We start from the raw sequence: 21,847 nt of genomic DNA, 5'->3' as shown, positions 1-21,847 counted from the left end.
GGTTTTCGGCTCTGAGGCTGTCCCTCTCTGGTGGGAGCCTTTTGCTCCTTTCCGGCGTCTGATCCGGGGCTCATGATGGAGTGCGAATTCGGTTGGCGAGCAGGGCTACTGGGAGGTGCCAGGATGAAAGTCTTCGTGATAGGTGCAACCGGGGGTGTGGGTCGCCGCCTAGTGAGGGAATTGGTTCAACGCGGCGATGATGTGGGGGGCCTGCACCGGCGACCCGACCAAGCAAGCGCTCTCCGTGATATGGGTGCCGAGCCGTTCGATGCCGACTTGGCGACCATGACCGAGGGCGACCTGGCTTCGGTGGTCGCCGGTACGGATGCTTTGGTCTTTACCGCTGGGGCCGGTGGCGGTAGCGCGGAGATGACGACAGGTATCGACGGGCACGGCGTGTCGAAGTCCATCGCGGCTGCCCAAGCAGCCGATGTCCGACGCTTCATTCTGGTGTCGGCGTTTCCGGAAGCCTGGCGCGAGCGTCCACGCTCCGAAGGGTTCGAACACTACCTCGCAGTCAAGAAGCAGGCCGACGTCGAATTGGCGGCCAGCGATCTCGACTGGGTGATCCTGCGTCCCGCCGAACTCACTGACCGCACCGGCAGCGGCACGGTCTCTTTATCGCGCGCGCTGATACATACGACGGTGTCTCGCGACAACGTGGCCGCCACTTTGGCCGAGCTGGTTCACCACCCAACGGTCTCTCGCCTTGTCCTCGAACTCACCGACGGCCCGCACCGGATCCCCGAAGCGATCCAGGCGCTGAAGGTTTGAGCAGAATCCCGCCACACCAATGGAGGGTGGCAGGGCGATACAGCAGCTCACTATCGTGTTTCGACCGTATGATGATCGGTTCTGGGGTGATGCGGACTCAACCAGTATCTATGCACCGGCCTGTGTGTTGTCATTGCAGTCACGCACCGCAGAAGTCACCGGCGCCCGCATCACCAGAACACTGCGGATGCGGTCATGCGGCTCGCGATTGAGTGTCCTGAACTCACCAATTGAATGGAGCACGTCATGTCTGTTCCCTACGTACTCATCGTCGCCACCAACGCCGCTGTCATCGGCCCGAACCACCGACCAACAGGCTACTTCTTCCCCGAGATCGCCCACCCGGTAGAAGAACTCGACAAAGCCGGCATAGCAGTCGAGTTCTCCTCGCCGCTGGGCGGGAAACCGCCGGAGGATGGATTCGACGGTGACGATCCCACCCAGCGGGCTTTCCGTGACTCGAAGGCCTATCGCCGGCTTGCGCGCAGCCGCAAGCTCTCAGAGGTCGACGTGCTCGATTACGACGCCGTCCTCTTCCCCGGTGGCCTGGGCCCCATGGTCGACATCACGGGCAATCCCGAGGTGCAAGCGGTCGTCACCCGCGCCTGGGAAGCAGGTCTGATCGTGTCCGCCGTGTGTCACGGCCCGTCGGCGTTCCTTGGCGTCACCGTAGACGGAGTTCCGCTTGTGCGAGGCCGCAAGCTCACCGCGTTCTCCAAAGCCGAAGAGGATGGCTACGCCAAGGAAGATGTGCCTTTCGACCTCGAAACCGCGCTCCGTGACGAAGGCGCCCTCTTCGAAGCGGCGGAGCCCTGGCATTCCAAGGCAGTAGTCGACGGTCGGTTGATCACGGGGCAGAATCCACAATCGGGCGCCGCCATCGGCGAAGCGCTCGCTGACGCGCTCAGGGCCTCGTAATGCCCGCACCGACGATCGTCGTCGTCGCGCACTGGCGAACCACCGAGGCTGACCTGCCCGAGGTCCTCGAGTATGCGGCTGCCGTGCGTCCGCTGTCACTAGCCGAGCCTGGCTGCTTGGGGTACGAGATCCTTCAAGACACAGAAGAACCGACGCACGTCGTGCTTGTTGAGCACTACCGCGACAGCACCGCCCTCGACGCGCACATGAATTCGTCTCACTACCAGGAATTGGTCGTCGGACGAATCCGTCCGCTACTGACGGATAGAACAGTAGAGCTACTGCAACCCCGCGACGCGGGGGGAGCTCACAGCCCAACACAACCCTTACCCGAACGCTGAACAGTCCGAATCGAAGACATCTCGCCTCAGCTGAGCTGGGCTGGCCTTCCCGACAGCACCCGTAGTTTCACCGTGAGCGTGTTCGACCCCGACGCGCCCACCGCGTCCGGATTCTGGCACTGGGCGGTGGCTCACTTACCTGCCACTGTCCACGAACTGGAGGCTGGCGCCGGAGACGGCGGGCCCACGAGTCTGCCCAGCGGCGCCATCACCTTGGCGAATGACGCGGGCTACCGGCGATACATCGGCGCGGCCCCGCCACCAGGTCATGGCCCCCACCGATACTACGTGGCCGTACACGCTGTCGGTGTCGAGAAGCTGGATGTGACCGCGGAGTCCACACCGGCATTTCTCGGCTTTCAGTTGTACGGATCGGCCATCGCGCGCGCGGTGATTCATGGCGTCTACGAACAGAAGTAACGGCGAACGGCGTTGGGATGGAGCGGGTAGTGACCACAGGAGCGTTGCCGAGTCGGCCGCAACAACCCGGCCGCACCACCGACTCCCTGCGGTGAGTCGGCCCGCGGCAGGCGTGCGCGATGAGATATGCGAAGACGCCCGTCAACAACACCCTCAGCCGCAGAGGCTCCAGGCATAAGGCCGAGGCGCCCGCGGTTGACAGTCGGAGACGACCCGTCGGGTTGATCGACGATCAGAACGAGAACGGAGTTGAAATGGGAAAGCTCGATGGCAAGGTTGCGGTGATCACCGGCGCGACAAGCGGTATGGCCTTGGCCAGCGCAAAGCTGTTCGTGGAAGAAGGGGCCTACGTCTTCATCACGGGCCGGCGACAGGACGCGTTGGACGAGGCCGTGGAGCTGATCGGCCGGAACGTGACTGGCGTGCAAGGCGACGCCGCCAACCTGGCGGACCTCGACCGGCTGTTCGAGACGGTCAAGCAGGAAAAGGGCAGTATCGACGTGCTTTATGCGAACGCCGGAGTGGGCGAGGAAGTCAAGCTGGGTGAGATCACCGAGGAGCACTTCGATCAGACCTTCGGGCTGAATACGCGCGGGACCTTGTTCACGGTGCAGAAGGCTCTGCCGCTCTTCAACGACGGCGGTTCGATCGTCATGACGTCTTCGGTCTCCTCGATTAAGGGTTTGCCCGGCTGGAGTGTGTATGCGGCGAGCAAGGCTGCGCTGCACGCCTACGCCCGGGTATGGCTCAACGAGCTCAAGGACAGGCGGATCCGGGTGAACGTGTTGAGTCCGGGCCTGGTCTTGACACCGTCGATGGAAGAAGCGACGGCGAATCCCGAGACGCGGAAGCAGGTCGAGGCCATGGTTCCGCGCGGCGAGGTCGGCCAGCCGGACGAGGTTGCGACGGTCGCCCTCTTTCTTGCCTCCGATGACTCCAGCTATGTCAACGGCCAGTTACTCCACGTCGACGGCGGCGCCGGGGCAATTTGACGCGGGAGCGGAGCGTGTTCCTGCGGACCCTCATGCCGGTGCTGTGGCGGGCGAAGTGGATGGGCTGGGTGATCCTGCCACCGACGTACTCGATTTTCCACTACGCCAGGGGATTACGCCATGATCCGGGCGTCCTGAACCGGCGTCGCTGGAGATGTGTTCCTGACGCTGAAGACGGTAGACGGAGGCTGCAGGACCAGCTGAACCGCTCCAGGTCCTTTAGTAGCCCGTGGAGATCTCGATTTCCGAAAACAGGACTCGCAAACCGCCTGTGGACAACCGGCTCAGCGCCTCAAAGAATGCGCCCGCCTCCGGCGTCTGCACCGCAGCACTTGCTGAGGCGTAATCCGTAAAATAGAGGTCGATCATGCGATAGGCAGGCGTAGGGCTGCCGTCCTCCTTCGGCCAGACCTTGGATGCTTCGAAGCGTATGTGTCCTGGAATGCGACGGGCAGCTTCCAATTGTTCTGACTCGTAGGCCGCTTCGAATGCCGCGGGATCGCGGGGGTTGTCGTAGATGGCCGTAATCTTGGTTTCTGGCATGGTGGGCTCCCTGGAAGTCGGCTCTGCGAGCTTATCTCTCTATTGGACAACGACGTTCAAGCGCTACTCAACGTTTCCCGGCTCAGGGCGTGGAGGCAGAAACGCGCACACCAGACCAGTAAGTAGGAACGACCGCTAAGTGGGCACCGTACTGGCGGCCTCTGGGAGGTCACGCAACGCCGGTGGCGGCGGATTCGATGACCGCTGCAACCGCGTCGGGGTGGCTGATCAGCGTGACGTGTGAGCCGCCTTCGAAGGTGGTGATGTGGGCGCCTGCTCGCTGCGCCATCGCGTGTTTAGAGCCAGCTGTGATGATCTGGTCACCGGTGCTCACAAAGGCCCAAGAGGGCACTGTCTTCCATGCGGTCGTCGTGCTGGAGGTTTTCAGCGCCGCAGTCGAAGTCACCCGTTCGCTGGCCCACAGTCTTGCACTGTGCTCAGCCGGTAAGTCGCTCGCGAAGTGCTGCTGAAAGACGTCTTTCTTGAGCAACAGGTCGATGGCCCCGTCTGGGGAGTCACGGTCGGGAAATGTGTCGAAGAGCTGCTGCTCTGTCAGGGAGTAGATGACAGAGCCGTCGCCGTTCAGGGTGCTGACGGATTCGCCGACTTCCGGGATGTACGCGTCGACGAAGACCAGCGCCTTCACATTTGGGCTGCTGGCCGCCGCCTCGCTGATCACCGCGCCCCCGTAGGAGTGCCCGACAAGGACGACGGGCCCATTGATCGTCGCAAGAAACGAGGCCACCGAGCGGGCGTCGGTGATCAGGTTCCGGAGCGGATTGGCAATCGCTCGCGCTGCGTATCCCTTGTCCTTCAGCGCATTGAGCTCGCCATCCCAGCTCGAGGTGTCGGCCCAGGCGCCATGCACCATCACAACGGTGGGTCGTTCGGGGGGCGAGGCTTGCGACGTTGGAACCGTGCCGGCCGCAATGGCCGCGAGGGTTGCCAGCGCGGCCGCACCACAACGAATCACGTTCTTCATCCGACCTTCGTTCCTTGGGTGGTTGCTGCTGAGGGCGATCGTCACGCCAACTGCGAGCCTAACGTTGCGTCACGCGCCGATGACCATCGAAAACGACTGTTTGATAGCGCATTCCAGTCTCGATTGCAGTGCCGCCACGTTGCGACCGGTGGTGTTGTCTGCGTGCTCGACCACGAGCAGGGCGGCCCCCACTCGCCACCTACGCCCAGCCCCTGCAGTAGGCGAAGGATGGCCAGTGCGATGGGCGCCCAAGCTCCGACAAGTGAGCTGGCGACGGGCCAACGGTGGCGAGACTCCTCGTATGAGACCCTGCAGCGGTTTCGGTTCTGAGTCTGCCCCTCTCTGGTGGAAGTATTTACCTTCTTTCCGGAATCCGAGCGGGGGCTCATCATGGAATGCGAATTCGACGGTCAGGCAGGACTACTGGGAGGTGCGTGGATGGAGATCTTCGTAACCGGTGCAACCCGGGGTGTGGGTTGTCGCCTGGTGCGGGACCTGTTCAACGCGGCGACGATGTGGGGACCGCCATCGTAGACCCGAACAAGCAACCGATCTCCGTGGTATCGGTGCCGAGGACGATCCGACTCCGATGATCGCGCGGACATGACTACAGGTATCGACGGGCCAGGCGTGACGAAGTCCATGGCGGCTGCCCAGGCAGCCGAGGTTCGTCGGCGCCGAGGGAGCAATCTCCAGCCGCATCTCGGATCAGGCTCCTGTCTCGAATCCATTAGTGCCAAGCGCAGCCAGAGAAAGGGAGGGACGGCCAGTGTGCGGAAGTGACGCGCCGGCCGTACCAGGTCTTGGATGCGACGACGGAGCTACTGTGTCGCACAGCAGCGATTTTCGCCTCACGCCCCAGGCTCCTTCGGCCAGGCGGGGGTTGTTCGCGGACCGACAGATTGATTATGGGCCGTCATTGTTGGACGTACTGAGCGCCCATGCGCACACCGAAGGCGTCAACGCCGGCCTATGGCCTGACTCCCATACCTATCGACTATCGCGTCCAAGTCCACTGCGCTGGAACGAAAGTCGACGACTGTCTGTCGGCGTCATCATCCGAGCACCGCGAACCCATGTGCGCATCGGTGGACAGCATCTATCCGCCCACTCCAGCTATGTCGTATTCGACAGCGCACGACATCTCGACTGCCATATCGTGAAAGCCTCACCACAAGAGCCAGTTCTGTCTTTTGTCCTGCACCTAAATCCGCAGCTCATCCGGTCGGTGGCATCCAACATGCGCGGCGCGGCGCCGGCGGCTGGGCAGTTCGGCGATTCGGACCAGCGGGCCGCGGTATCCGAACTCGACCCGGAGCTCGCCGACACGGTCCTGCGTTTCTTGGCATCACTGTGGAACGTCAGCGACCGACACGTCTTGGCACCGCTTCATGTGCAGGAATTGGTGTACCGCCTGGTGCAGCGAAACCATGATTCGAACGTGCTGCAACTGGCGTCAAGGCAACCCGTCGGGGCCCCGATGTCAGCAGTCGTGGACTACATCTCCACACATCTGGCCGAGCCGCTGACGGTCGACGCATTGGCCGCCCAGGCATGCCTGAGCCCGTCGGCATTCTCCCGAGCGTTCCGCGACATGACCGGCCAATCGCCCTATCAGTTCGTCAAGACCCTGCGAATGGAGCGGGCTCAGCGGTTGCTCGACGAGGGCCACCTCGGCGTCACCGATGTGGCGCGCGCGGTCGGGTACACAACTGCCTCGCACTTCATACGGGAATTCCGCGGCCGATTCGGCATCACACCTGGCATGGCGCGGGCCATGGTGTACCAGGCACCCAACATGGGGTCGGTTTCGCCGACTCGGACCGACGCGGTCACCAGTTCCCGCCGATGCGGGTGATCAGACACGGGCGCTAGCGCTCCAACGTCCCGGCCGCCTCCCAACGACACTCTGCATCGATGGCAGAAGGTTGACTTCGGATGACTCGACGGGCCGGCGCGCAACCGGGATGCCCGCATGGAGGGGGCCCGCAGTACGACGCGCCTTCCCCGCGGCCCAACTGGGACTTCGAGGAAGTAATGCCACGTGCTTGATGTTGTTCTCCGTAACGGCGCCGCGGTGAGTTGGCGCAATAGCGACCGAGCAGTTGACGAGGAATGACTAGTGCAAGAAGGCGACAATGGCACACCGCTGAGCGGTCGAGGCAACGGGAGTTCGTCTGCGAGTCACGTTCGTGGGCTTCGAAACGGCGACGAAGACAGTCTCTCCGGAATCCTGGCCGACTTGGGCCCTCGGCTCGGCGCTCTGCGCCGCGAGCGCGGCATGTCGCTCAGCACTCTGGGAGCCCATGTCGGCAGCTCGGCGAGCATGCTGTCTCGCATCGAGACCGGCGATCGGCGGGCAAGCCTGGAACTCGTGTTGCGGATCGCCTTGACCTATGGCATCACCCTCGACGAGGTGCTCGGGTTCCCGGGATACGCCGGCCACGAGGTGCCTAGCGAGCGGGTGATCCACACGACCGACATGGTGGCGTGGCGGCTGACCCGCAGCACGGTGACTCCGCAGCCGTACAAGGTGGTCTACTCGCCGACTGATTCGGTGCCTCCGCAGCCCCTGCCCACGCACAGTGGATGGAAGTGGGTCTATGTGCTCTCCGGGCGGCTGCGGGTGCGGCTGAGGGCCCGCGACGTTGTTCTCGAGTCCGGTGAGGCCATGGAGATCGACACGACCGAGCCGCACTGGACCGGATCGACCGGGGAGGGCGTGACCGAGATCCTGATGCTCATCGGACCGGCTGGCGAGAGGTTCGTCGTGCGGTGAAAGCCGAGATCACGTCTCGGCGCCGGGTCTGATCGCTGCCGCATCGAGGGGCGTTGCCATACCGGCAACGATCTCGGCGGCACGCGCTCGGTTGGCGCTACTTTGCGGTGAGGCTCGTGAGGATCGGGCTTCCGACCACGCAGAACGAGCAGTACCCATCGGAGGACGCATGACACAGATCGTTGAACGCCAGGACGCGGTAACCGAGGAACTGGCGGTAACCGAGGAACTGGTGGCCCGGGCGCGCGCTGCGGTGCCGACGCTGGCCGCACACGCCGAGCAGACCGAGCGCGACCTACGCGTGGCACCCGAAAGTGCGGCCGCCGCAGCCGAAGCCGGTGCATTCGCGCTGTCCACGCCCCGTCGCTACGGCGGCGTCGAGGCCGACACCACGACGACGGTGCGGGTGGTGGCCGAACTGGGCCGGGGCTGCGGGTCGACGGCCTGGGTCGCGGCGGTCTCGGGCGACGCGAAGTGGATGTTCCAGCGGTTCATGAGCGAGGCGGCCCGCGACGAGTTCTTCGCCGATCCCGACGTCCGGCTGTGCGGTTCAGCGCATCCGACGGGGCGGTCCACCGAGGTGCCGGGCGGCGGGTTGCGGGTGTCGGGCCGGTGGAGCTACGCCTCTGGTTGTGAGGATGCGCAGTGGGCGGTGCTGGGTGCCCCGATCTTCGATGGCGATCGGATGCGCGACCAACCGATGGGGCCGATGGCGTCCACAACGGTACTGGTACCGACGTCGAGTTTGGCCATCGATCGCACATGGGACATGGCCGGTTTGCGCGGCACCGGCAGTCACACCCTGGTGGCCGACGACGTGTTCGTCCCGGCGTCGCACGTGATGCAGCCGGACTTGGCTGATGCCCAGGCGATGGGCCGGTTCGTGGCCGTCTCCGTGGGAACGTTCGCACCGCTGCTAGGGGTTGCGCAGGCCGCCTTGGACCACGTCGCCTCGATCCTTACCGAGCGCCGTCCGCCGATGTCGGCGTATGCGAACATGACCGAGTCGCCGACGGCCAGACAGTTGTTCGCCGAAGCAACGCTACTCCTCGCGGGCGCCCGCCGGAGCGTCTTGCACATCGCCGCGACGATCGACGGCTTGAGTCCCGGGCAGCGTGAGCTGAGCGCGGTCGAGGAGGCGGAGCTGCGGATGGAGTTGATCTCAGCGGCCAAGCAGTGCCGGCAAGCCGTCGAGCTGCTGCTGGATCTGCACGGGTCGAGCAGTTTCGCGACGTCGAATCCGTTGCAGCGGATGTGGCGCGACCTCGCGGTCGGAACCCGCCACGGCGCGCTGACTTCGTATATGACTGCCGAGGCGTACGCGCGCAGCCTCGTTGGTGTCGAGTAGCCGACCAAGATCGATGCGCAGCGCTATGGCCGGCCGTGTGGGTCACCAGGCGGCAACCAGTGCTGGCCATCGGCGAGCTCAGGATGCTGAACATCCCGGGTCAAAGCCTTTATGACGGCACGTACCGAAGCGCGCTTGCAATCTCGGCGCACCACAAGCGACCACGTCCACAGCGGCGTAGGCGCGACGATCGGGCGCCGGTGTAGATCGCGGGGAAATGGCATGGACTGTCCCACTGGGGAGTTCAACACCGGGCCGTGGAGTCGACGGACATGGTTGAAGAACGCCGTGCCGGTGATGCCACCGTCGTGGATGTGTTCCAGGGCGGCACCAGTGTCCTTCGCGAACAAGGTGGCGTAACGGTTCCACGATGACCAGCTGTCATTACTGCTGTCGGTCAGCACCACCGCATCGGCCGCTTGGACTCGTGAGGAGCCCGGCCCCGTACTCAACGCGGAGATTTCCTCGACCCCCAACAGATACGCCTCTAGACCCAAGGTCTCCAGGTCTGAGGTCTGCACCCAACAGATGGCCAAGTCGAGAGTGTCCTCGGCAACTCTTACCGCCAACATGTGCGAGGGGCACGTCCACACGTCGATCGCCATCTGCGCGACGCCGGCGACACGCTCGGCCCAATCAGACGGGCACCACACCACGTATCCAAGTCGAACCGGCGATTCTGTTCTGACGCTGGCGACGCGCTCACTCAGATCGTCTGCGCTGTCGAGCAGTGCCCGGGTCTTGGATAACAGCGCAGCACCGGTTGGCGTCAAACTGACGCCCTGGCGGCTTCGGTCGAATAGCTGTACGCCGAGGTCGTTCTCGAGCGCCGTGATCTGTTGCGAGAGCGACGGAGCAGCAAGGTGCAGGCGCTGCGCTGCGCGGCCGATGTTCAGCTCTTCCGCGACTGCGACGAAGTACCGCAGCTGCCTGAACTCCATAGCAGGCCACGTTATCTCAGAATAGCGGCAGATGACGGCGAACTTGTCGAGTCGGTGCCCAGCCTATTGGGCGACGTAGGCGGTCTCGCCAATCTCGCGTGTGAGGTCCTAGCTCCAAGCTGAGAGGAACGCCGTCCTTTCATTCTGGGCCGGCGCCGCTGAGGATTGGCGAGGGGCCGATTTACGCGGCACAGGAAGCCGGAACTTGATCCGATGGTCCGGCCGTGCCAGGTCCCGAAAACCGCAGAAAAGTACGAAGGGACGGAAGGCCACATGCGCGCTGTGCAGATGGATGATTTTCGAAAACGCTTGGCGGTACGCGATGTACCTGTTCCGGAGATCGGGGATGAGGACGCGCTCATCCGGGTCACTGCGTCCGGAGTTTGTCGCACCGACTGGCACGTATGGAACGGCGACTGGACGTGGATCGGGCTTCATCCTCCGCTTCCTACGACGTTGGGTCATGAGATCGGCGGCGTGGTCGAGAGCGTCGGCAGCAAGGTGATTGCGCTGCCGGTCGGCACCCGAGTGACTGTGCCGTTCAATCTCGCATGTGGTGGCTGCCGATACTGCAGGAAGGGCCTCCAGAATCTCTGCGACAACTGGGCTTGGCCGTTTCTGATCGAAGGCTCTGGTGGTTTCGCGGAGTACGTCCGCGTACCGAACGCCAACCTGAATTGCATTCCCCTTCCAAGTGAGGTCACCGAACTCGACGCGGCGGTGCTGGGTTGTCGCTACATGACGGCTTACCGTCAAGTCCGCACACGAGCGTCGGTGCGTGCGGGCGAGACTGTCACGGTTGTGGGCCTCGGGGGTGTGGGGCTCGCCGCAGTCGAGATCGCGTCTGCCCTGGGTGCGCAGGTCGTCGCTGTCGACAAGCAGCCGGATCGGCTGGTTGAGGCGACGAAACTCGGTGCGATGGAGGTCTTCAACTCCGACGGCCTGACTCCGGTTGAAGTCGGCGAGCGTGTTCAGGCCGTCAACGGCGGCATTGGTTCGGAGGTATCGATCGATGCGGTCGGGATGAACGACGCGACCCTGACAGCGCTCGAGTCGCTGCAGAAGGGAGGCCGACTGGCCACGGTCGGGCTGACCACGCGCGGCGAGGACGGCAATCTCACCATCCCCATCGACAAGATCGTCGCCAAGGAATGGTCGATCTCCGGCAGTCTCGGCAATCCCCACGCGGACTACCCCGAACTGCTGGCCATGATCCAGCACGGGAAACTGGCCCCTCGCCAACACGTCCGCCGTGAAATCGGTTTCGACGACGTGCAGGGCGTCTTCGACGTGCTGCCCGACTTCGGAACCCGCGGCTACGTCGTCATCACGAAATTCTGAGCGTATCAACCGATTAAGGGAGTGAATCAATGCCACTGATCTATATCAATTACCCCGAGGGGACGTTCGCCGACGGCGCGATCGACGCACTTGCCGACGACATCACGACGGCCGGACTGGAGTGCGAGGGGTTGCCGAACACGCCCTTCGTCCGTAGCACCACCTGGGTCTACGCCAGAGAGTTTCCTGCCGGAAGGGTCTATCACGGTGGGAAGCCTGGTGGGACGAAGGTCATCAGCTTCGAGGTCAACATCGTCGACGGCGGCTTGGATGCCGAGGCGAAGAAGAAGCTGATCGCGTCGATCACCGACAGCGTTCGCAAACATGCCGACATCCCGGCAGATGAACGCGTACCCGCCTATGTCCTGATCCGCGACGTCCCGGCTCAGGACTGGGGTCTGTTCGGAGTCCCGGTGGTGCTGGATGACCTGCGCAATCCGCCCGACGACGAAAAGCCTGTGTAGCGGCTTCTGGCGCGACGCCACCAAGCTGGACCCGATGAACGGGGGAGGCGCGCCGGGTGCTGAACCCGGCGCGCCTCCCTTCGTAGACCGGCCCGATTGGCAAATCGTCGATGTAATCGGTTTGAGCGCAATGAGTTCCGAGCTGGACTAGGATCGCGAGGGTGGAGCTTCGACACCTGCGCTACTTCGTGACCGTCGCCGAAGAGCTGAATTTCGGCCGTGCCGCGGAACGGCTGCACATCGCAGGGCCGTCGCTCTCGCAGCAGATCAAGGTGCTCGAACGTGATCTCAAGGTGCGTTTGCTCGATCGAGATCGACGGGGCGTATCCCTCACGCCGGGCGGTGCGGCACTTCTGCCCCATATCCGGGCATTGGTGGATCAAGCAGATGAGATGCGGAGAGAAGCGATTGGCATGACCTCCACGGCGCCGGTTCGCCTTGGATACGTCGCCTGGTGCCCCATCGATTGGGCGGAACGCACTGCGACAGTGGCACATCTGCAGGTCGACAACTGGGTCATGCCGTCCCATATCCAGGCTGCACGGGTCGCAGAAGGCAGCCTCGACCTTGCTATCTGTTGGGTGCAGACTGCGGACCTGGAAAGTTCAGGCCTCGGGGCGCACCTGATCGGTATGGACCGTCTGTACGCGGTGAGCGTCGGGGTAGACGAGTCCCCGGTACGGGCCAAAGACGTACTGGTACTGCTCGACGCAGACGGGGCGAGTTGGTGGTCGTGGAACCGTTACGGAGAAATGTTCGCAGAGGAATCCGGTGCATCCACACTCGATATTGCCGACGGTGGAATCACCGGGCCCACGTTCTTCGAACACGTGCGCCGCACGCGGCGGCCGGTCCTGAATTCGCCGATGGGCCAGACCGCGCAATTGCCACGCGATCTCGTCCAACGCCCGATCGTCAAACCCGCTCCGATGTGGACGTGGTCGCTGGTCTGGCGGCTCGATGACGATCGACCGGCGGTGCACGCAGTGATCGACGCGCTCACCCGTGGTGTGGTCACCCCGCAATCGGATGGCGAGACGGGTTGGCTACCTCCCGGTGATCCGTTCCGGACTACCCCGGACCCGATATGACGCAGGGGCAACCGCGAGCACACTCGTAGACCAGTGTGTCGGAGAGGCCGAGCACCCGTCGCCAGTTCACGCCGAATCTGGATCGACCACCCCTACCTGGCTGCGATCAACATCGCCCGGCTCGCCTGCAGCAGAAGTGACGTTGTGAGCACATCGACGAGGTTCAGGTCGGTCTCTGAACCCACGGTGACGACGCAACCCAAGTCTTTGATCCAGACGGTCCGGCACCGATTGGCCTGGGCGACGGTCTGCACCAGCGCCACCGCCGCCAGTTCCTCGGTCACCGACGAACTGCAACGCGACGACCGGCGGCTGCTGCCCGTACTGGTGGCGTAAAGTCGCGGCCGACGAGGCATTCACCCGGCTGTTCCCGAGAACGATGGCGACTCCGCTGGTGGCCTACGATTCCGTCGGCCTGGGCGCCGGGCGCTCGGCGGCGGACCTGGCGATGCTAGACGCTCGAGACTCGATCGCGGGCTAAGCAGCCGATCGCTCGCGACGACGCGAACGTGGCGGGAAGCATGTAATCCAGGACGGCTACGAGATCTGTGCCGTCTACCCGGCAGGGGCGATGTCCCTCCCGGAACTCTTGACCGAAGCCTTCGCGCGCCCCTCGGCACGCACCCGCTTTCCGGCGCGCACGAACCCGGTCGCCGACACGGACACCGAAAGCAGCCCATCCTCGCCGTTGGCGAACGGATGGAACCCGACGCCGGCACCACCGCGGCCTTTCACCGGGATGTCGGCGACTTCGGTGACCTTCCAACCCTTTTGGGAGACAGACAGGAGAGCTTCGCCGTTCTCACACGTGAGTGGCAGCGCCGCGATGACCTCGTCGCCGTCACCCGTCAACTTCACTCCGGCCACGCCGTTGCCGGCCGCACCCTGTGGATTCACGGTGGCGGGGTCGATGCGCAGCACCTTCCCGTGCCGGGTCACCAGCGCCAGATGGTGACCGAGCGGGAGCACCCCCGAGCTCAGCAGCCCCGTGATGTCCGGGGCGACCGGGATGTCGCGGATCTTGAACGGCAAGCCGCTGCCGGTGGTGAACTTGACGCGACCATCGGTCCACACCGCCCAACCCAGGCCCGAAGTGAGCAGCTCACCGTGGCTGTCGGATAACACTCCGCGGTCATCCAGGCGCCAGGACGCGTTGACCTTCCGCTCGCGCTGCCCGTCCTCACTGGCACTGGAGGTCACCGGTGTGGCCTCGAAGTCCAGCACGGTGCGACGGTCGAACTCGGGGCCTTTGAACAGTTTTGCGGTTTCCACGAGCTCCTGGTCGATCACCTTCCGGCGGGCGTCGGCATCGCCCACCAGCTCAGTCAATTCGGCGAACTCAGCATCCAGTCTCTCGGCCTCGGCCTGCAGTTCGATGACGTCGAGCTTGGTCAGTCGTCGAAGCTGTAGCGCCAGAACGTAATCGGCCTGCACCGCGTCGATCGCGAACCGTTGCTGCAGGCCCTGGCGGGCCTCGTCGACGGTGTCGGAGCCGCGGATGACGGCGACCGCGGCATCGATGTCGAGGTGGATCGTCATCAAACCGGACACCAGATGGCGTCGCGCGGTGACTTTCTCCAACCGATACTCGCTGCGGTGTAGCACCACTGAGTCGCGTAGGGACAGGAATGCGGCGATCAATTCGCGCACCGACCACCAGCGCGGCACCCGGTTCTCGTCGAGTGCGACCAGGCTGGCGGCGAACGTCGACTCCAATGGGGTCAGCGCGAGCAGCTGTTCCCGGATCTGCTCGACGCTGTGGCCACGTTTGGCGGTGACCACGATGCGCAGTCCGTTGCGGCGGTCGGTCAGATCCGACATGTCCGCCACCCCGGACATCTCGCCGGACTCCACCAGGGCTCGGATCCGCTCCTGCACAGTGTTACTCGCGACGCCGGGCGGTAGCTCGGTGACGATGACGTTCTTTCCGTCGACCGACACCGTGCCGCGCACGGTGAAGGCGCCGCGTCCGGTGGTGATGTACTCCCGCAGCCCGGTCTCGCCGACCACCGTCGCGCCGCAGCCCCAGTCCGGACCGGGGATGAGCTTGAGTAGCCTGTCGTCGGTCATGTTCGGCGTTTTCAGCAGCGCCCGGCAGGCGGCCATGACCTCACGTGGATTGTGGGCTGGCACTTTGGTGGCCCAGCCCTCGGCGATGCCCATCGCGCCGTTGCAGAGCAGCACCGGCCACCGGGCCGGCAACACCGTCGGCTCGGTCCACTCACCGTCGAACGTCGGTACCATCGGCACGGCGTGGTCGTCGAGTTCGGCGGTCAGTGCCGCGCCGGGTGCGGACAACCGCATCTCGGTGTAGCGGTCAGCGGCAGGAATGTCGCCCTGGATGCGTGGGAAAGCGCCCTGCCCGTCAATGACTTTCACGCGCTGGAACTCGGCGGCCATCAGCGCCGCGGCCCCGTACATCGACGCGCCACCGTGCGGGTGCAGGTTGCCGGTGACTGCGGAGCAGACCTTGGAGGACTTCTGTGGCTTGTTGCCGGGCAGCAGTTTCGAGTCGTGCATCTGGTAAAGCAGACGTCGCTGGCCCGGTTTGAGTCCGTCGTACGCGGACGGGATGGCGCGGTCACTGACGCTGTAGAGCGCGAAGGTCAGCTGATAGTGGTTCCAGTAGTCGTCAGCACTCTGTTCGAGCACCAGGTCGGGGTTCTGCTCGATGACGGCGGTCACATCGCTCTCCTAGTCGAGGTCCAGAGCAGAGGTGTCGACCCGGGAAGCGATATCGGCCATCCAGGTGCGGCGGCCCTCCGGCGGCCCGCCGAACAGAGTGTGGTGCAGCTTTGCTTCACCATCGTCGAGGTGCACTCGAATCACGGTGCGCCGCTGCGGATCCAGCACGGTGTTCCAGAAGTCGTCGGCATCCATCTCGCCGAGTCCCTTGTTGCGCTGCACTTCCACTTTGCGTTTGGAGGTGGCCCGCAGCTGGGCGACGGCGGCGTCGCGCTCGGATTCGTCCTGGCAGTAGATCCGCTGGGTGCCGTCCTTGACCACGAACAGTGGCGGCAGCGTCACGTAGACCATTCCGGCTTCGATGAGCGGGCGGTAGAAGTCCAGGAACATCGAGATCAAACTCGAGTTGATGTTGCCGCCGTCGGGGTCGGCGTCGGAGGCGAACAGGATCCGGTCGTAGCGACACTGTTCCGGGTCACAGTGGTCGCGCACCCCGCATCCCAGGATGCGCTCGATCGAGTCGAACTCGTCCTTCACCCGCGCCTTGCTCAGCGCGAACCCGTACACGTTGGGCGGCTTGCCTTTCAGCGGGAAAGCGGCTTGGAAGGTGGCGTCGCGTGCCGCTTTGATGGTGCCGAGTGCGGAGTCACCCTCGCACAGGAACAGCTCGGCTCCCGACCCGCGCCCGGTCTCCCTGCTGGGCAGTAGCTTCGGCGGCAGGGACAGGTTCGTGCCGAGACCTTTGGCTTTCGACGCCGCTCGGGACCGCGCTTTGGCGCCTTCGGCGCTGCGCCGTGCTCGGGCGGCCTCCAGCGCCAGCTTGGTCCACAGTGACACGGTGTCGCCGTTGGCGGGGTTGGCCGCCCAGATGGTGACGCCGCGCGCCACATCCGGGGCCATCGCGAGGTTCAGCGACCGCGATGACACCGCGGTCTTGGCTTGGGAGTCCCAGGCCACATCGGGCGCGCGGGTATCGACGGCCAGCGCTGTGACCGCGGCGAAATCCTGTGCCTCCGGACCGTCTTCACCTTTGGCCAGGCCGAGGTCGCGCATGCGGGAAGCGCGGTCGGCCAACGCCTCCGACAGCCCTTTCACCGCGGCCGTCAGGTGGGACCCACCGCCGGGGGTGCGCACGGTGTTGCAGAATGCGGCCACGGTGGCCGGTTCGGCAGGTCCGGCGGTCAATGACCAACGGAACGGGGTCGGGCCACGCCCGGTGGTGTATTCACCGCGCCCCTCCACCACAGCCCGCACGTCGGGCACAGGCGTGCCGGCGGCCACGCACATGAGGTCCAGCAATGTGTCGGTACCCCAGGGACCGCTGAACGGCTCGACCAACTCGGGCCGGATCTCGTCGCCGGGCCAGCCTTCGTCGACAACTACCAGGTGCACCCCCGGCGACATCCGTGCCGCGGCGTGCGCTCGCAGCAGCACCTCGTTGATGTCCACGCTGGAATCCGGCACGACGGCCGGATCGAACAGGATGCGGACCGTGGTGCCGTGCGCGTCGGGCTTGCGGTTGCCGGTGCCCCGCAGCCTCTGCGTATCGGCACGGGTGAACGGGGCGTTCGGGTCGAAGTCCTTGCCGTCGAACACTCCAGGGTAGCCGCCGCCAAAACTCTGCAGGTAGCTCTTGCCGGCCCGGCGCACCGTCACATCGGTCCGCGCGGAAATGAACACCGCTGCGGCGGCGCCGATTCCGTTGAGACCGGCGCCCGTGCTGGCCGCGTCGGCATGCACGGAGAACTTGCCGCCCGCCCGCGCGGTACCCAGCGTCTTGACGATGCCGTTCTTCCCATTCACCGGGTCAGAGTCCACGGGCAGGCCGCGGCCGTCGTCGGCGACACTGACCGACCCGTCGGCGTGCAGGGTGATCGTCACGGTCGACCCGCCGTGGCTGGGATCGGCGACCTCTTCGACCGCGTTGTCCACCAGCTCGCGCAATGCGGTGTTGAGCACATCCAGGCCGAGGTTCACCGCCGGCCGCAGGCGTGTGTGCTGGACATCGTCGAGCTCGGTGATGTCAGCGGCGGTGTAACTCACTGCTCGTCTTCTCCATCAATGCCGGGTGGGGTGCCGCAGGAATCGTAGACGGCAGGTCCGACATCTCAGCGCACTCCGGGGCCGAATTCGGGGAATCAGCCGGTTCAGTCGAAGGTCGGTGTGGTGTGACCATTCGACATGGATGGCTGACACCGATTGAACCATGGACCGTTGACGGCTGAAGTCTCTCCCGCGATGGTCGAGCGAGCGCAGGAGGCTGAGGCAGGCCGTGTCCGACATCGATCTACGCGAGATGTACCGTCGCTACATTGAAGCGATCAACGATCGTGCCTTTGAACGCATGGACGAGTTCATCAGCGACCGCACCGCTCACCACGGCAAGCCGGGGACCCGTGACGACGTCATTGCGGACCTCATGAGCATCGTCGATGCAGTCCCCGACTTCCACTGAGAATTAGAGGAATCGCTGGTACACGGCAGTCGCTTGGCTGCACGACTGACCAATACTGGCACCCCTGTGAAGGAGTGGCTGGGCGTGGAACCCACCGGGTGGGTCGTTCGAGATCAGCGAGGTCGCGCTCTACGAAGTAGAAGGCGGACGGTTCGTGCACATGTCGAACCTGCACGATGTCGAGCAACTCGAACGTCAGCTCGCCCCATAGCTGCAGCCACGCTGGATGGTGCAGACGGTGAAATCACCGGGTCATGTACTCCGGGCGATGGGCGGGTCGACGAGGCTTCCGCCGACTTTCTCGATCTGGATGCGTGTAACGAATCCAGGGTCCGCGTTGGGAGGAGGGAAGTGCTCGCTCGAACCGAGCATCGCCTCAGCCAACTCGGCGGACAGTGCGGGCGCTCCGCCCTCGATGATTCGTGCCGTACCGATGATCGACAGGTACGGCGTCGGCTGTCCCGAAATCTTGGGGGCAAGGATGGTGACGGCGACCCGCCCGTCGCGGCGGATATTGCGCGTCTTGCGGTACTCGTGGAGATGAGCGGCCACCAGTTCATCGCCTTCGGGCGCCGACCGTAACGCCACCCAGACCACCGAGACCTGCGGGCTGCCGTCGGGGTTCAGGGTGACCAGCGTAGCGTCAGCCCCGGAGCCGATGAGCGCGCGAGCGGACCCGTCGAGATTCATGTGGTGCATAGCCGCGGCGCCGCTCGTTCTTATTCCCAGACTTCCGGCTGTTTCCGAGAACGGTGGCCACCCCGCTGATGGCCTACGACTCCGTCGGCCCGGACACGAGTAAGAATCTCGCCGCTCCGGCGGTGTTGCCGGTGTCAGCGTTGGCGGTCGCGCCAGGTGAGCATCTCTTCGAGGACGGTGAAGTCGAATCCGTCGGTGGGGTTGGGGTGGATCTCGCACATGAAGGTGGTCGCCCCGGCGTCGAGGTAGGCGTCGACGGTGTCCGCGCTGCGCCAGGTGACGGAGCGTTCGATCTCGCTGCCAGATCGGCCGGCCTGTTCGGCGAGTTCGTCGACGATCTTGGTTGCCTTCTTGAAGTCGTCGATCTCCAGGAACGTATGCCAGATATCGGCGTGGCCTGCGACGGCGGGCAGTGTGCGCTTGGCGCCGGATCCAGCGATCAGAATCGGGATCTGGCGCGCGTGACGTCTTTTGGTCGCACGGCTACGCCGCCACCTCCGTCGATGATCTGGTCGCGGCCACCGGGCTTGGTCGCGGCAGCCTGTACGGGGCTTTCGGGGACAAGCACTCCCTGTACGTAAAGGCGTTGGATGGCTACGTGGAATCCATGGTCGAGCACAATCACCACGAACTGCGCCTGGCCGATGGTTCTGCGAAACAGCGCTTGACAGGCCACATTAGGCGGCTCGTGCAGATGACGCTGGCCGACCACAACCGGCGGGGCTGCCTCGTATCGAAGAGCGCCGCGGAGTTGGCATCCTCCGACCGGGAAGTGGCCAAGCACACCAAACGCATGCTGGACACCTGGCGCCGGGATCTGGCCGCCACCTTGGCGGAGGCACAGGCCGACGGCGACATATCCGCGGGCCGAGACACGCGGGCACTGGCCAGCCTGCTGCTGACGCTGCTGCGCGGCATGGAGTCCACCCGCACCCAAGGCGCATCGACTTCTGTGATCAGTACCGCAGGTGAGCAGGCAATCGAATTGGTCTTCGACGTTTCGCACGCCTGACCGCATCTGACTGGTATTCGGACTGTTGCCCTCCAATAGATATGGCAGTCAACTGGTTTCGCGTCAGCGGGGGGTAACCGGCGTAACCATCGCTGTGTCCGCCGATCCGTTCGTTACGCCGTGGGGGTGGCTGCCCCACGTACCGGTTAGGGGAGTGTGACAGGGGTCAGTTCGGTGAGCACGTCGAACTCCAGTCCGTCGACTTCGGCTAGGTATGTCGTGGGAGCAGCGTGGCCGGCATGCAAGCGCTGCACACCACGTGCGCATTCGTAAACCATTGTGTCAGAAAGGGTTTGCATCGCTGCAACGTCGAGCGTGCCCGCCGCGCCCGCTAGGGTGGCCAAGAGGTGCAGGCCTTCGTAGCAGGACTCGGCCATGGTCCCGACGATGGGCGATTCGACACCGAAACGACGTGCGAATCTGCTGATGAAGTCGAGGCTGTCGGTGGTGTGCAGCGACGAAAAGTATCCGGCGCCGACGAACAAATCGCGGCAGGCGTGCGCGCCGGCCGCGAGCAGCATGTTCTCGTCCATGAGCGGTGTGACGCGCAGCGCCTTGGCATGGAGGCCTCGGGCTCCATACTGGCGGTGGAACTCTACGGCGTCTTGCCCTACGAGTAACACGATGACGCCGGTGGCCTGCGAGCGTCCGAGACGATCCAGGACCGGTCCGAAGTCGGGAGACCCTAGGGGCGTGTACATCTCGCCGAGCAGCACGCCGCTGCCGGTTGCCGCCAAATGCCGCTGTACCGCTGCGGCGGTGCGACGTGGCCATACGTAATCGTTGCCCACCAGCGCCCAGTGCTCGATGTGGCGTTCCCTGCTCAACAAGGTCAACGCCGGCAGAAGCTGATACTCCGGTGTCTCGCCGGTGACGAACAGGCCTGGCGTGCGCTCGCCGCCCTCATAAAGGGAGTTGTAGATGTAGGGGATGGTTCCGCCGATCGCCGTCATCAGGGATTCCCGCACGGCAGAGGTGTGCACGCCGGCGATCGCTTGCACTGATCCGGACATGACGAGTTCGGTGACTTCGGCGCGTATCGCCGGTGTCGGAGCACCACCGTCGAGATGCATGAGCTCGAGCTCGCGGCCAAGGATCCCACCCGCGACGTTGATCTCTTCGGCCGCCAACTCCGCACACATCTGCGCCGCAGGCCCGATTATCCCGAGCGGTCCCTGCATCGGATTCACGACACCGACCACGATGGCATCGCTCTTGGTGGAAGAACTTTTCATGACTCGAGCCATCCCGTCCACTCGGACTCCCTGGCGCAACGTGCCCGACAAACCGCTACGGTAAACGAAACCGGAGGTGACGACAATTGGGAACGGTGAGCCGGGCGGCGTTCGCTCTCAGCGCCGCGGAGAACGTGTTGCTGGAGCGCGTCCGCGAGGTCCTGTCGGCCGAGGGTTGTTCGCTCGATGAGTGGCGCATCTTGGACCTGTTGAGAGACGGACAACCTCGGGTGATGTCCTCGATCAGCGACGCGACATCGATTCTGCCGCCGGCGTTGACCAAAATGGTCGACCGAATGGTCGCCAACAACCTCGTATACCGCCGAATCGACACGGTCGACCGGCGCCGGATCAACGTCCGCCTGACGCCCCGGGGGACTAGTTCACACCGCATGCTGGCGGAAGCGCTGGATCGATGCGACACCCTCTATGGCGTCAGCCAACTACAGCGCCTGGCCGAACTGTGCGAATTGGTGGCCGAACTGTTCGACGGCTCTGCCGCGGTCGCCACCGACGCTTCGGTGTAGCGGCCCGCCGATAACGGGCTGGAGGCCCCTGGACCGCCGTGCGACGTCATCGGCCCATCGGTTCCCAGTGCCCGTGGCATCGCTTCAGACGCAGGTCGCTGCCCAATTCAGGCCCATAGGTTCGCCGCGAAAAATGTTTCGGCCAAATGAAAATGCCAGTTCAAGGCACTGTAGGCAACATGACCGAAACATAATGTGGTTTCTTCAACACGTACGTAACCTGATTCGTACGCAGTAGACACACGAGATTCCTAACGTTCACGCCGTCACCAAAGCCGCTTTTCGCGGTGGTGGTAGCGA

At 64.3% G+C, this 21,847-nt stretch carries 22 protein-coding genes and 1 pseudogene; 15 read left to right on the top strand and 8 right to left on the bottom strand.

Going from position 1 to position 21,847, the window contains the following annotated elements:
• Nucleotides 1-72: 72 nt before the first annotated feature.
• The 5 genes and pseudogenes from I7X18_RS28580 to I7X18_RS28560 all read left to right on the top strand — a co-directional run bounded on the left by I7X18_RS28580 (nucleotide 73) and on the right by I7X18_RS28560 (nucleotide 3,445).
• A complete protein-coding gene (locus I7X18_RS28580) occupies nucleotides 73-774 on the top strand; it encodes an SDR family oxidoreductase (protein ID WP_332522607.1) in 702 nt (233 codons plus the stop codon).
• A 234-nt stretch (nucleotides 775-1,008) separates the two neighbouring features.
• Nucleotides 1,009-1,692: a type 1 glutamine amidotransferase domain-containing protein gene (locus I7X18_RS28575; RefSeq protein WP_198730500.1), complete on the top strand. Its 684-nt coding sequence runs from the start codon at nucleotides 1,009-1,011 to the stop codon at nucleotides 1,690-1,692.
• The gene (locus I7X18_RS30200; RefSeq protein WP_193045435.1) at nucleotides 1,692-2,033 is read left to right on the top strand and encodes a putative quinol monooxygenase; all 342 of its coding nucleotides are present in this window, start codon (nucleotides 1,692-1,694) and stop codon (nucleotides 2,031-2,033) included. Before I7X18_RS28575 ends, I7X18_RS30200 begins: the two co-directional genes overlap by 1 nt.
• A 12-nt stretch (nucleotides 2,034-2,045) precedes the next feature.
• A pseudogene (locus I7X18_RS28565) lies at nucleotides 2,046-2,453 on the top strand (YbhB/YbcL family Raf kinase inhibitor-like protein); the annotation flags it as partial.
• A gap of 254 nt (nucleotides 2,454-2,707) precedes the next feature.
• On the top strand, nucleotides 2,708-3,445 hold the full coding sequence (locus tag I7X18_RS28560) for an SDR family NAD(P)-dependent oxidoreductase (RefSeq protein ID WP_193045436.1): 738 nt from the start codon (nucleotides 2,708-2,710) through the stop codon (nucleotides 3,443-3,445).
• Nucleotides 3,446-3,664: 219 nt separating this feature from the next.
• On the opposite strand, the gene I7X18_RS28555 is transcribed toward I7X18_RS28560, so the two are convergent.
• Together I7X18_RS28555 and I7X18_RS28550 are read right to left on the bottom strand one after the other, a co-directional pair.
• A complete protein-coding gene (locus I7X18_RS28555; RefSeq protein WP_193045437.1) occupies nucleotides 3,665-3,988 on the bottom strand; it encodes an EthD family reductase in 324 nt (107 codons plus the stop codon).
• Nucleotides 3,989-4,157: 169 nt separating this feature from the next.
• The gene (locus I7X18_RS28550; RefSeq protein WP_232375360.1) at nucleotides 4,158-5,015 is read right to left on the bottom strand and encodes an alpha/beta hydrolase; all 858 of its coding nucleotides are present in this window, start codon (nucleotides 5,013-5,015) and stop codon (nucleotides 4,158-4,160) included.
• A gap of 781 nt (nucleotides 5,016-5,796) precedes the next feature.
• Here I7X18_RS28550 and I7X18_RS28545 point away from each other — a divergent pair.
• The 3 genes from I7X18_RS28545 to I7X18_RS28535 all read left to right on the top strand — a co-directional run bounded on the left by I7X18_RS28545 (nucleotide 5,797) and on the right by I7X18_RS28535 (nucleotide 9,097).
• Nucleotides 5,797-6,828 (top strand): AraC family transcriptional regulator, encoded by a 1,032-nt coding sequence (locus I7X18_RS28545; RefSeq protein ID WP_193045438.1) that lies wholly within the window; start codon nucleotides 5,797-5,799, stop codon nucleotides 6,826-6,828.
• A 423-nt stretch (nucleotides 6,829-7,251) separates the two neighbouring features.
• The gene (locus I7X18_RS28540) at nucleotides 7,252-7,749 is read left to right on the top strand and encodes a helix-turn-helix domain-containing protein (RefSeq protein ID WP_193045439.1); all 498 of its coding nucleotides are present in this window, start codon (nucleotides 7,252-7,254) and stop codon (nucleotides 7,747-7,749) included.
• 169 nt (nucleotides 7,750-7,918) lie between these two features.
• Nucleotides 7,919-9,097, top strand: coding sequence for an acyl-CoA dehydrogenase family protein (locus I7X18_RS28535; RefSeq protein ID WP_193045440.1), 1,179 nt, complete (start codon nucleotides 7,919-7,921; stop codon nucleotides 9,095-9,097).
• A gap of 23 nt (nucleotides 9,098-9,120) precedes the next feature.
• Here I7X18_RS28535 and I7X18_RS28530 read toward each other — a convergent pair whose 3' ends face one another.
• Nucleotides 9,121-10,038: a LysR family transcriptional regulator gene (locus I7X18_RS28530; RefSeq protein WP_193045441.1), complete on the bottom strand. Its 918-nt coding sequence runs from the start codon at nucleotides 10,036-10,038 to the stop codon at nucleotides 9,121-9,123.
• 273 nt (nucleotides 10,039-10,311) lie between these two features.
• On the opposite strand from I7X18_RS28530, the gene I7X18_RS28525 reads away from it, so the two are divergent.
• The 3 genes from I7X18_RS28525 (at nucleotide 10,312) to I7X18_RS28515 (ending at nucleotide 12,934) form a co-directional block, all read left to right on the top strand.
• Entirely contained in the window at nucleotides 10,312-11,379 is a 1,068-nt protein-coding gene (locus tag I7X18_RS28525) for an alcohol dehydrogenase catalytic domain-containing protein (RefSeq protein WP_193045442.1), read from the top strand.
• 29 nt (nucleotides 11,380-11,408) lie between these two features.
• A complete protein-coding gene (locus tag I7X18_RS28520) occupies nucleotides 11,409-11,843 on the top strand; it encodes a tautomerase family protein (RefSeq protein ID WP_193045443.1) in 435 nt (144 codons plus the stop codon).
• Nucleotides 11,844-12,004: 161 nt separating this feature from the next.
• Entirely contained in the window at nucleotides 12,005-12,934 is a 930-nt protein-coding gene (locus tag I7X18_RS28515) for a LysR family transcriptional regulator (RefSeq protein WP_193045444.1), read from the top strand.
• 92 nt (nucleotides 12,935-13,026) lie between these two features.
• Here the strand turns inward: I7X18_RS28515 and I7X18_RS28510 are convergent, their stop codons facing one another.
• The 3 genes from I7X18_RS28510 to I7X18_RS28500 form a co-directional block, all read right to left on the bottom strand.
• On the bottom strand, nucleotides 13,027-13,218 hold the full coding sequence (locus I7X18_RS28510; RefSeq protein WP_193045937.1) for a hypothetical protein: 192 nt from the start codon (nucleotides 13,216-13,218) through the stop codon (nucleotides 13,027-13,029).
• A 271-nt stretch (nucleotides 13,219-13,489) separates the two neighbouring features.
• Nucleotides 13,490-15,619 carry a DNA gyrase subunit A gene (locus I7X18_RS28505; protein ID WP_193045445.1) on the bottom strand — a complete coding sequence of 710 codons (2,130 nt, stop codon included), beginning with the start codon at nucleotides 15,617-15,619 and terminating at the stop codon, nucleotides 13,490-13,492.
• 9 nt (nucleotides 15,620-15,628) lie between these two features.
• Nucleotides 15,629-17,662: a toprim domain-containing protein gene (locus tag I7X18_RS28500; RefSeq protein WP_193045446.1), complete on the bottom strand. Its 2,034-nt coding sequence runs from the start codon at nucleotides 17,660-17,662 to the stop codon at nucleotides 15,629-15,631.
• 229 nt (nucleotides 17,663-17,891) lie between these two features.
• Here I7X18_RS28500 and I7X18_RS28495 point away from each other — a divergent pair, with 229 nt between their 5' ends.
• Nucleotides 17,892-18,074 carry a nuclear transport factor 2 family protein gene (locus I7X18_RS28495; protein WP_198730499.1) on the top strand — a complete coding sequence of 61 codons (183 nt, stop codon included), beginning with the start codon at nucleotides 17,892-17,894 and terminating at the stop codon, nucleotides 18,072-18,074.
• Nucleotides 18,075-18,326: 252 nt separating this feature from the next.
• Here the strand turns inward: I7X18_RS28495 and I7X18_RS28490 are convergent, their stop codons facing one another.
• Nucleotides 18,327-18,764, bottom strand: coding sequence for a PPOX class F420-dependent oxidoreductase (locus tag I7X18_RS28490; protein WP_193045447.1), 438 nt, complete (start codon nucleotides 18,762-18,764; stop codon nucleotides 18,327-18,329).
• Nucleotides 18,765-18,841: 77 nt separating this feature from the next.
• On the opposite strand from I7X18_RS28490, the gene I7X18_RS29780 reads away from it, so the two are divergent.
• Both I7X18_RS29780 and I7X18_RS28480 read left to right on the top strand, forming a co-directional pair.
• Nucleotides 18,842-19,354 carry a hypothetical protein gene (locus I7X18_RS29780; RefSeq protein WP_226863503.1) on the top strand — a complete coding sequence of 171 codons (513 nt, stop codon included), beginning with the start codon at nucleotides 18,842-18,844 and terminating at the stop codon, nucleotides 19,352-19,354.
• A complete protein-coding gene (locus tag I7X18_RS28480; protein WP_226863405.1) occupies nucleotides 19,282-19,785 on the top strand; it encodes a TetR/AcrR family transcriptional regulator in 504 nt (167 codons plus the stop codon). Before I7X18_RS29780 ends, I7X18_RS28480 begins: the two co-directional genes overlap by 73 nt.
• A 146-nt stretch (nucleotides 19,786-19,931) precedes the next feature.
• On the opposite strand, the gene I7X18_RS28475 is transcribed toward I7X18_RS28480, so the two are convergent.
• Nucleotides 19,932-21,020 (bottom strand): substrate-binding domain-containing protein, encoded by a 1,089-nt coding sequence (locus tag I7X18_RS28475; protein ID WP_198730498.1) that lies wholly within the window; start codon nucleotides 21,018-21,020, stop codon nucleotides 19,932-19,934.
• A 95-nt stretch (nucleotides 21,021-21,115) separates the two neighbouring features.
• On the opposite strand from I7X18_RS28475, the gene I7X18_RS28470 reads away from it, so the two are divergent.
• Nucleotides 21,116-21,547 (top strand): MarR family winged helix-turn-helix transcriptional regulator, encoded by a 432-nt coding sequence (locus I7X18_RS28470; protein ID WP_193045449.1) that lies wholly within the window; start codon nucleotides 21,116-21,118, stop codon nucleotides 21,545-21,547.
• Nucleotides 21,548-21,847 lie beyond the last annotated feature (300 nt).

Source organism: Mycolicibacterium baixiangningiae (genome assembly GCF_016313185.1).
GTDB lineage: Bacteria > Actinomycetota > Actinomycetes > Mycobacteriales > Mycobacteriaceae > Mycobacterium > Mycobacterium baixiangningiae.
Note: the sequence above shows the minus strand (reverse complement) of the source record. Positions and strands in the feature narration are given on the sequence as shown.

Coding starts and splice junctions, on each gene's coding strand:
- I7X18_RS28525 (WP_193045442.1), top strand. CDS start 10,312: ATGCGCGCTGTGCAGATGGATGATTTTCGAAAACGCTTGGCGGTACGC.
- I7X18_RS28490 (WP_193045447.1), bottom strand. CDS start 18,764: ATGAATCTCGACGGGTCCGCTCGCGCGCTCATCGGCTCCGGGGCTGAC.
- I7X18_RS28575 (WP_198730500.1), top strand. CDS start 1,009: ATGGAGCACGTCATGTCTGTTCCCTACGTACTCATCGTCGCCACCAAC.
- I7X18_RS28555 (WP_193045437.1), bottom strand. CDS start 3,988: ATGCCAGAAACCAAGATTACGGCCATCTACGACAACCCCCGCGATCCC.
- I7X18_RS28580 (WP_332522607.1), top strand. CDS start 73: ATGATGGAGTGCGAATTCGGTTGGCGAGCAGGGCTACTGGGAGGTGCC.
- I7X18_RS29780 (WP_226863503.1), top strand. CDS start 18,842: ATGGCCTACGACTCCGTCGGCCCGGACACGAGTAAGAATCTCGCCGCT.
- I7X18_RS28475 (WP_198730498.1), bottom strand. CDS start 21,020: ATGAAAAGTTCTTCCACCAAGAGCGATGCCATCGTGGTCGGTGTCGTG.
- I7X18_RS28535 (WP_193045440.1), top strand. CDS start 7,919: ATGACACAGATCGTTGAACGCCAGGACGCGGTAACCGAGGAACTGGCG.
- I7X18_RS28530 (WP_193045441.1), bottom strand. CDS start 10,038: ATGGAGTTCAGGCAGCTGCGGTACTTCGTCGCAGTCGCGGAAGAGCTG.
- I7X18_RS28520 (WP_193045443.1), top strand. CDS start 11,409: ATGCCACTGATCTATATCAATTACCCCGAGGGGACGTTCGCCGACGGC.
- I7X18_RS30200 (WP_193045435.1), top strand. CDS start 1,692: ATGCCCGCACCGACGATCGTCGTCGTCGCGCACTGGCGAACCACCGAG.
- I7X18_RS28560 (WP_193045436.1), top strand. CDS start 2,708: ATGGGAAAGCTCGATGGCAAGGTTGCGGTGATCACCGGCGCGACAAGC.
- I7X18_RS28540 (WP_193045439.1), top strand. CDS start 7,252: ATGTCGCTCAGCACTCTGGGAGCCCATGTCGGCAGCTCGGCGAGCATG.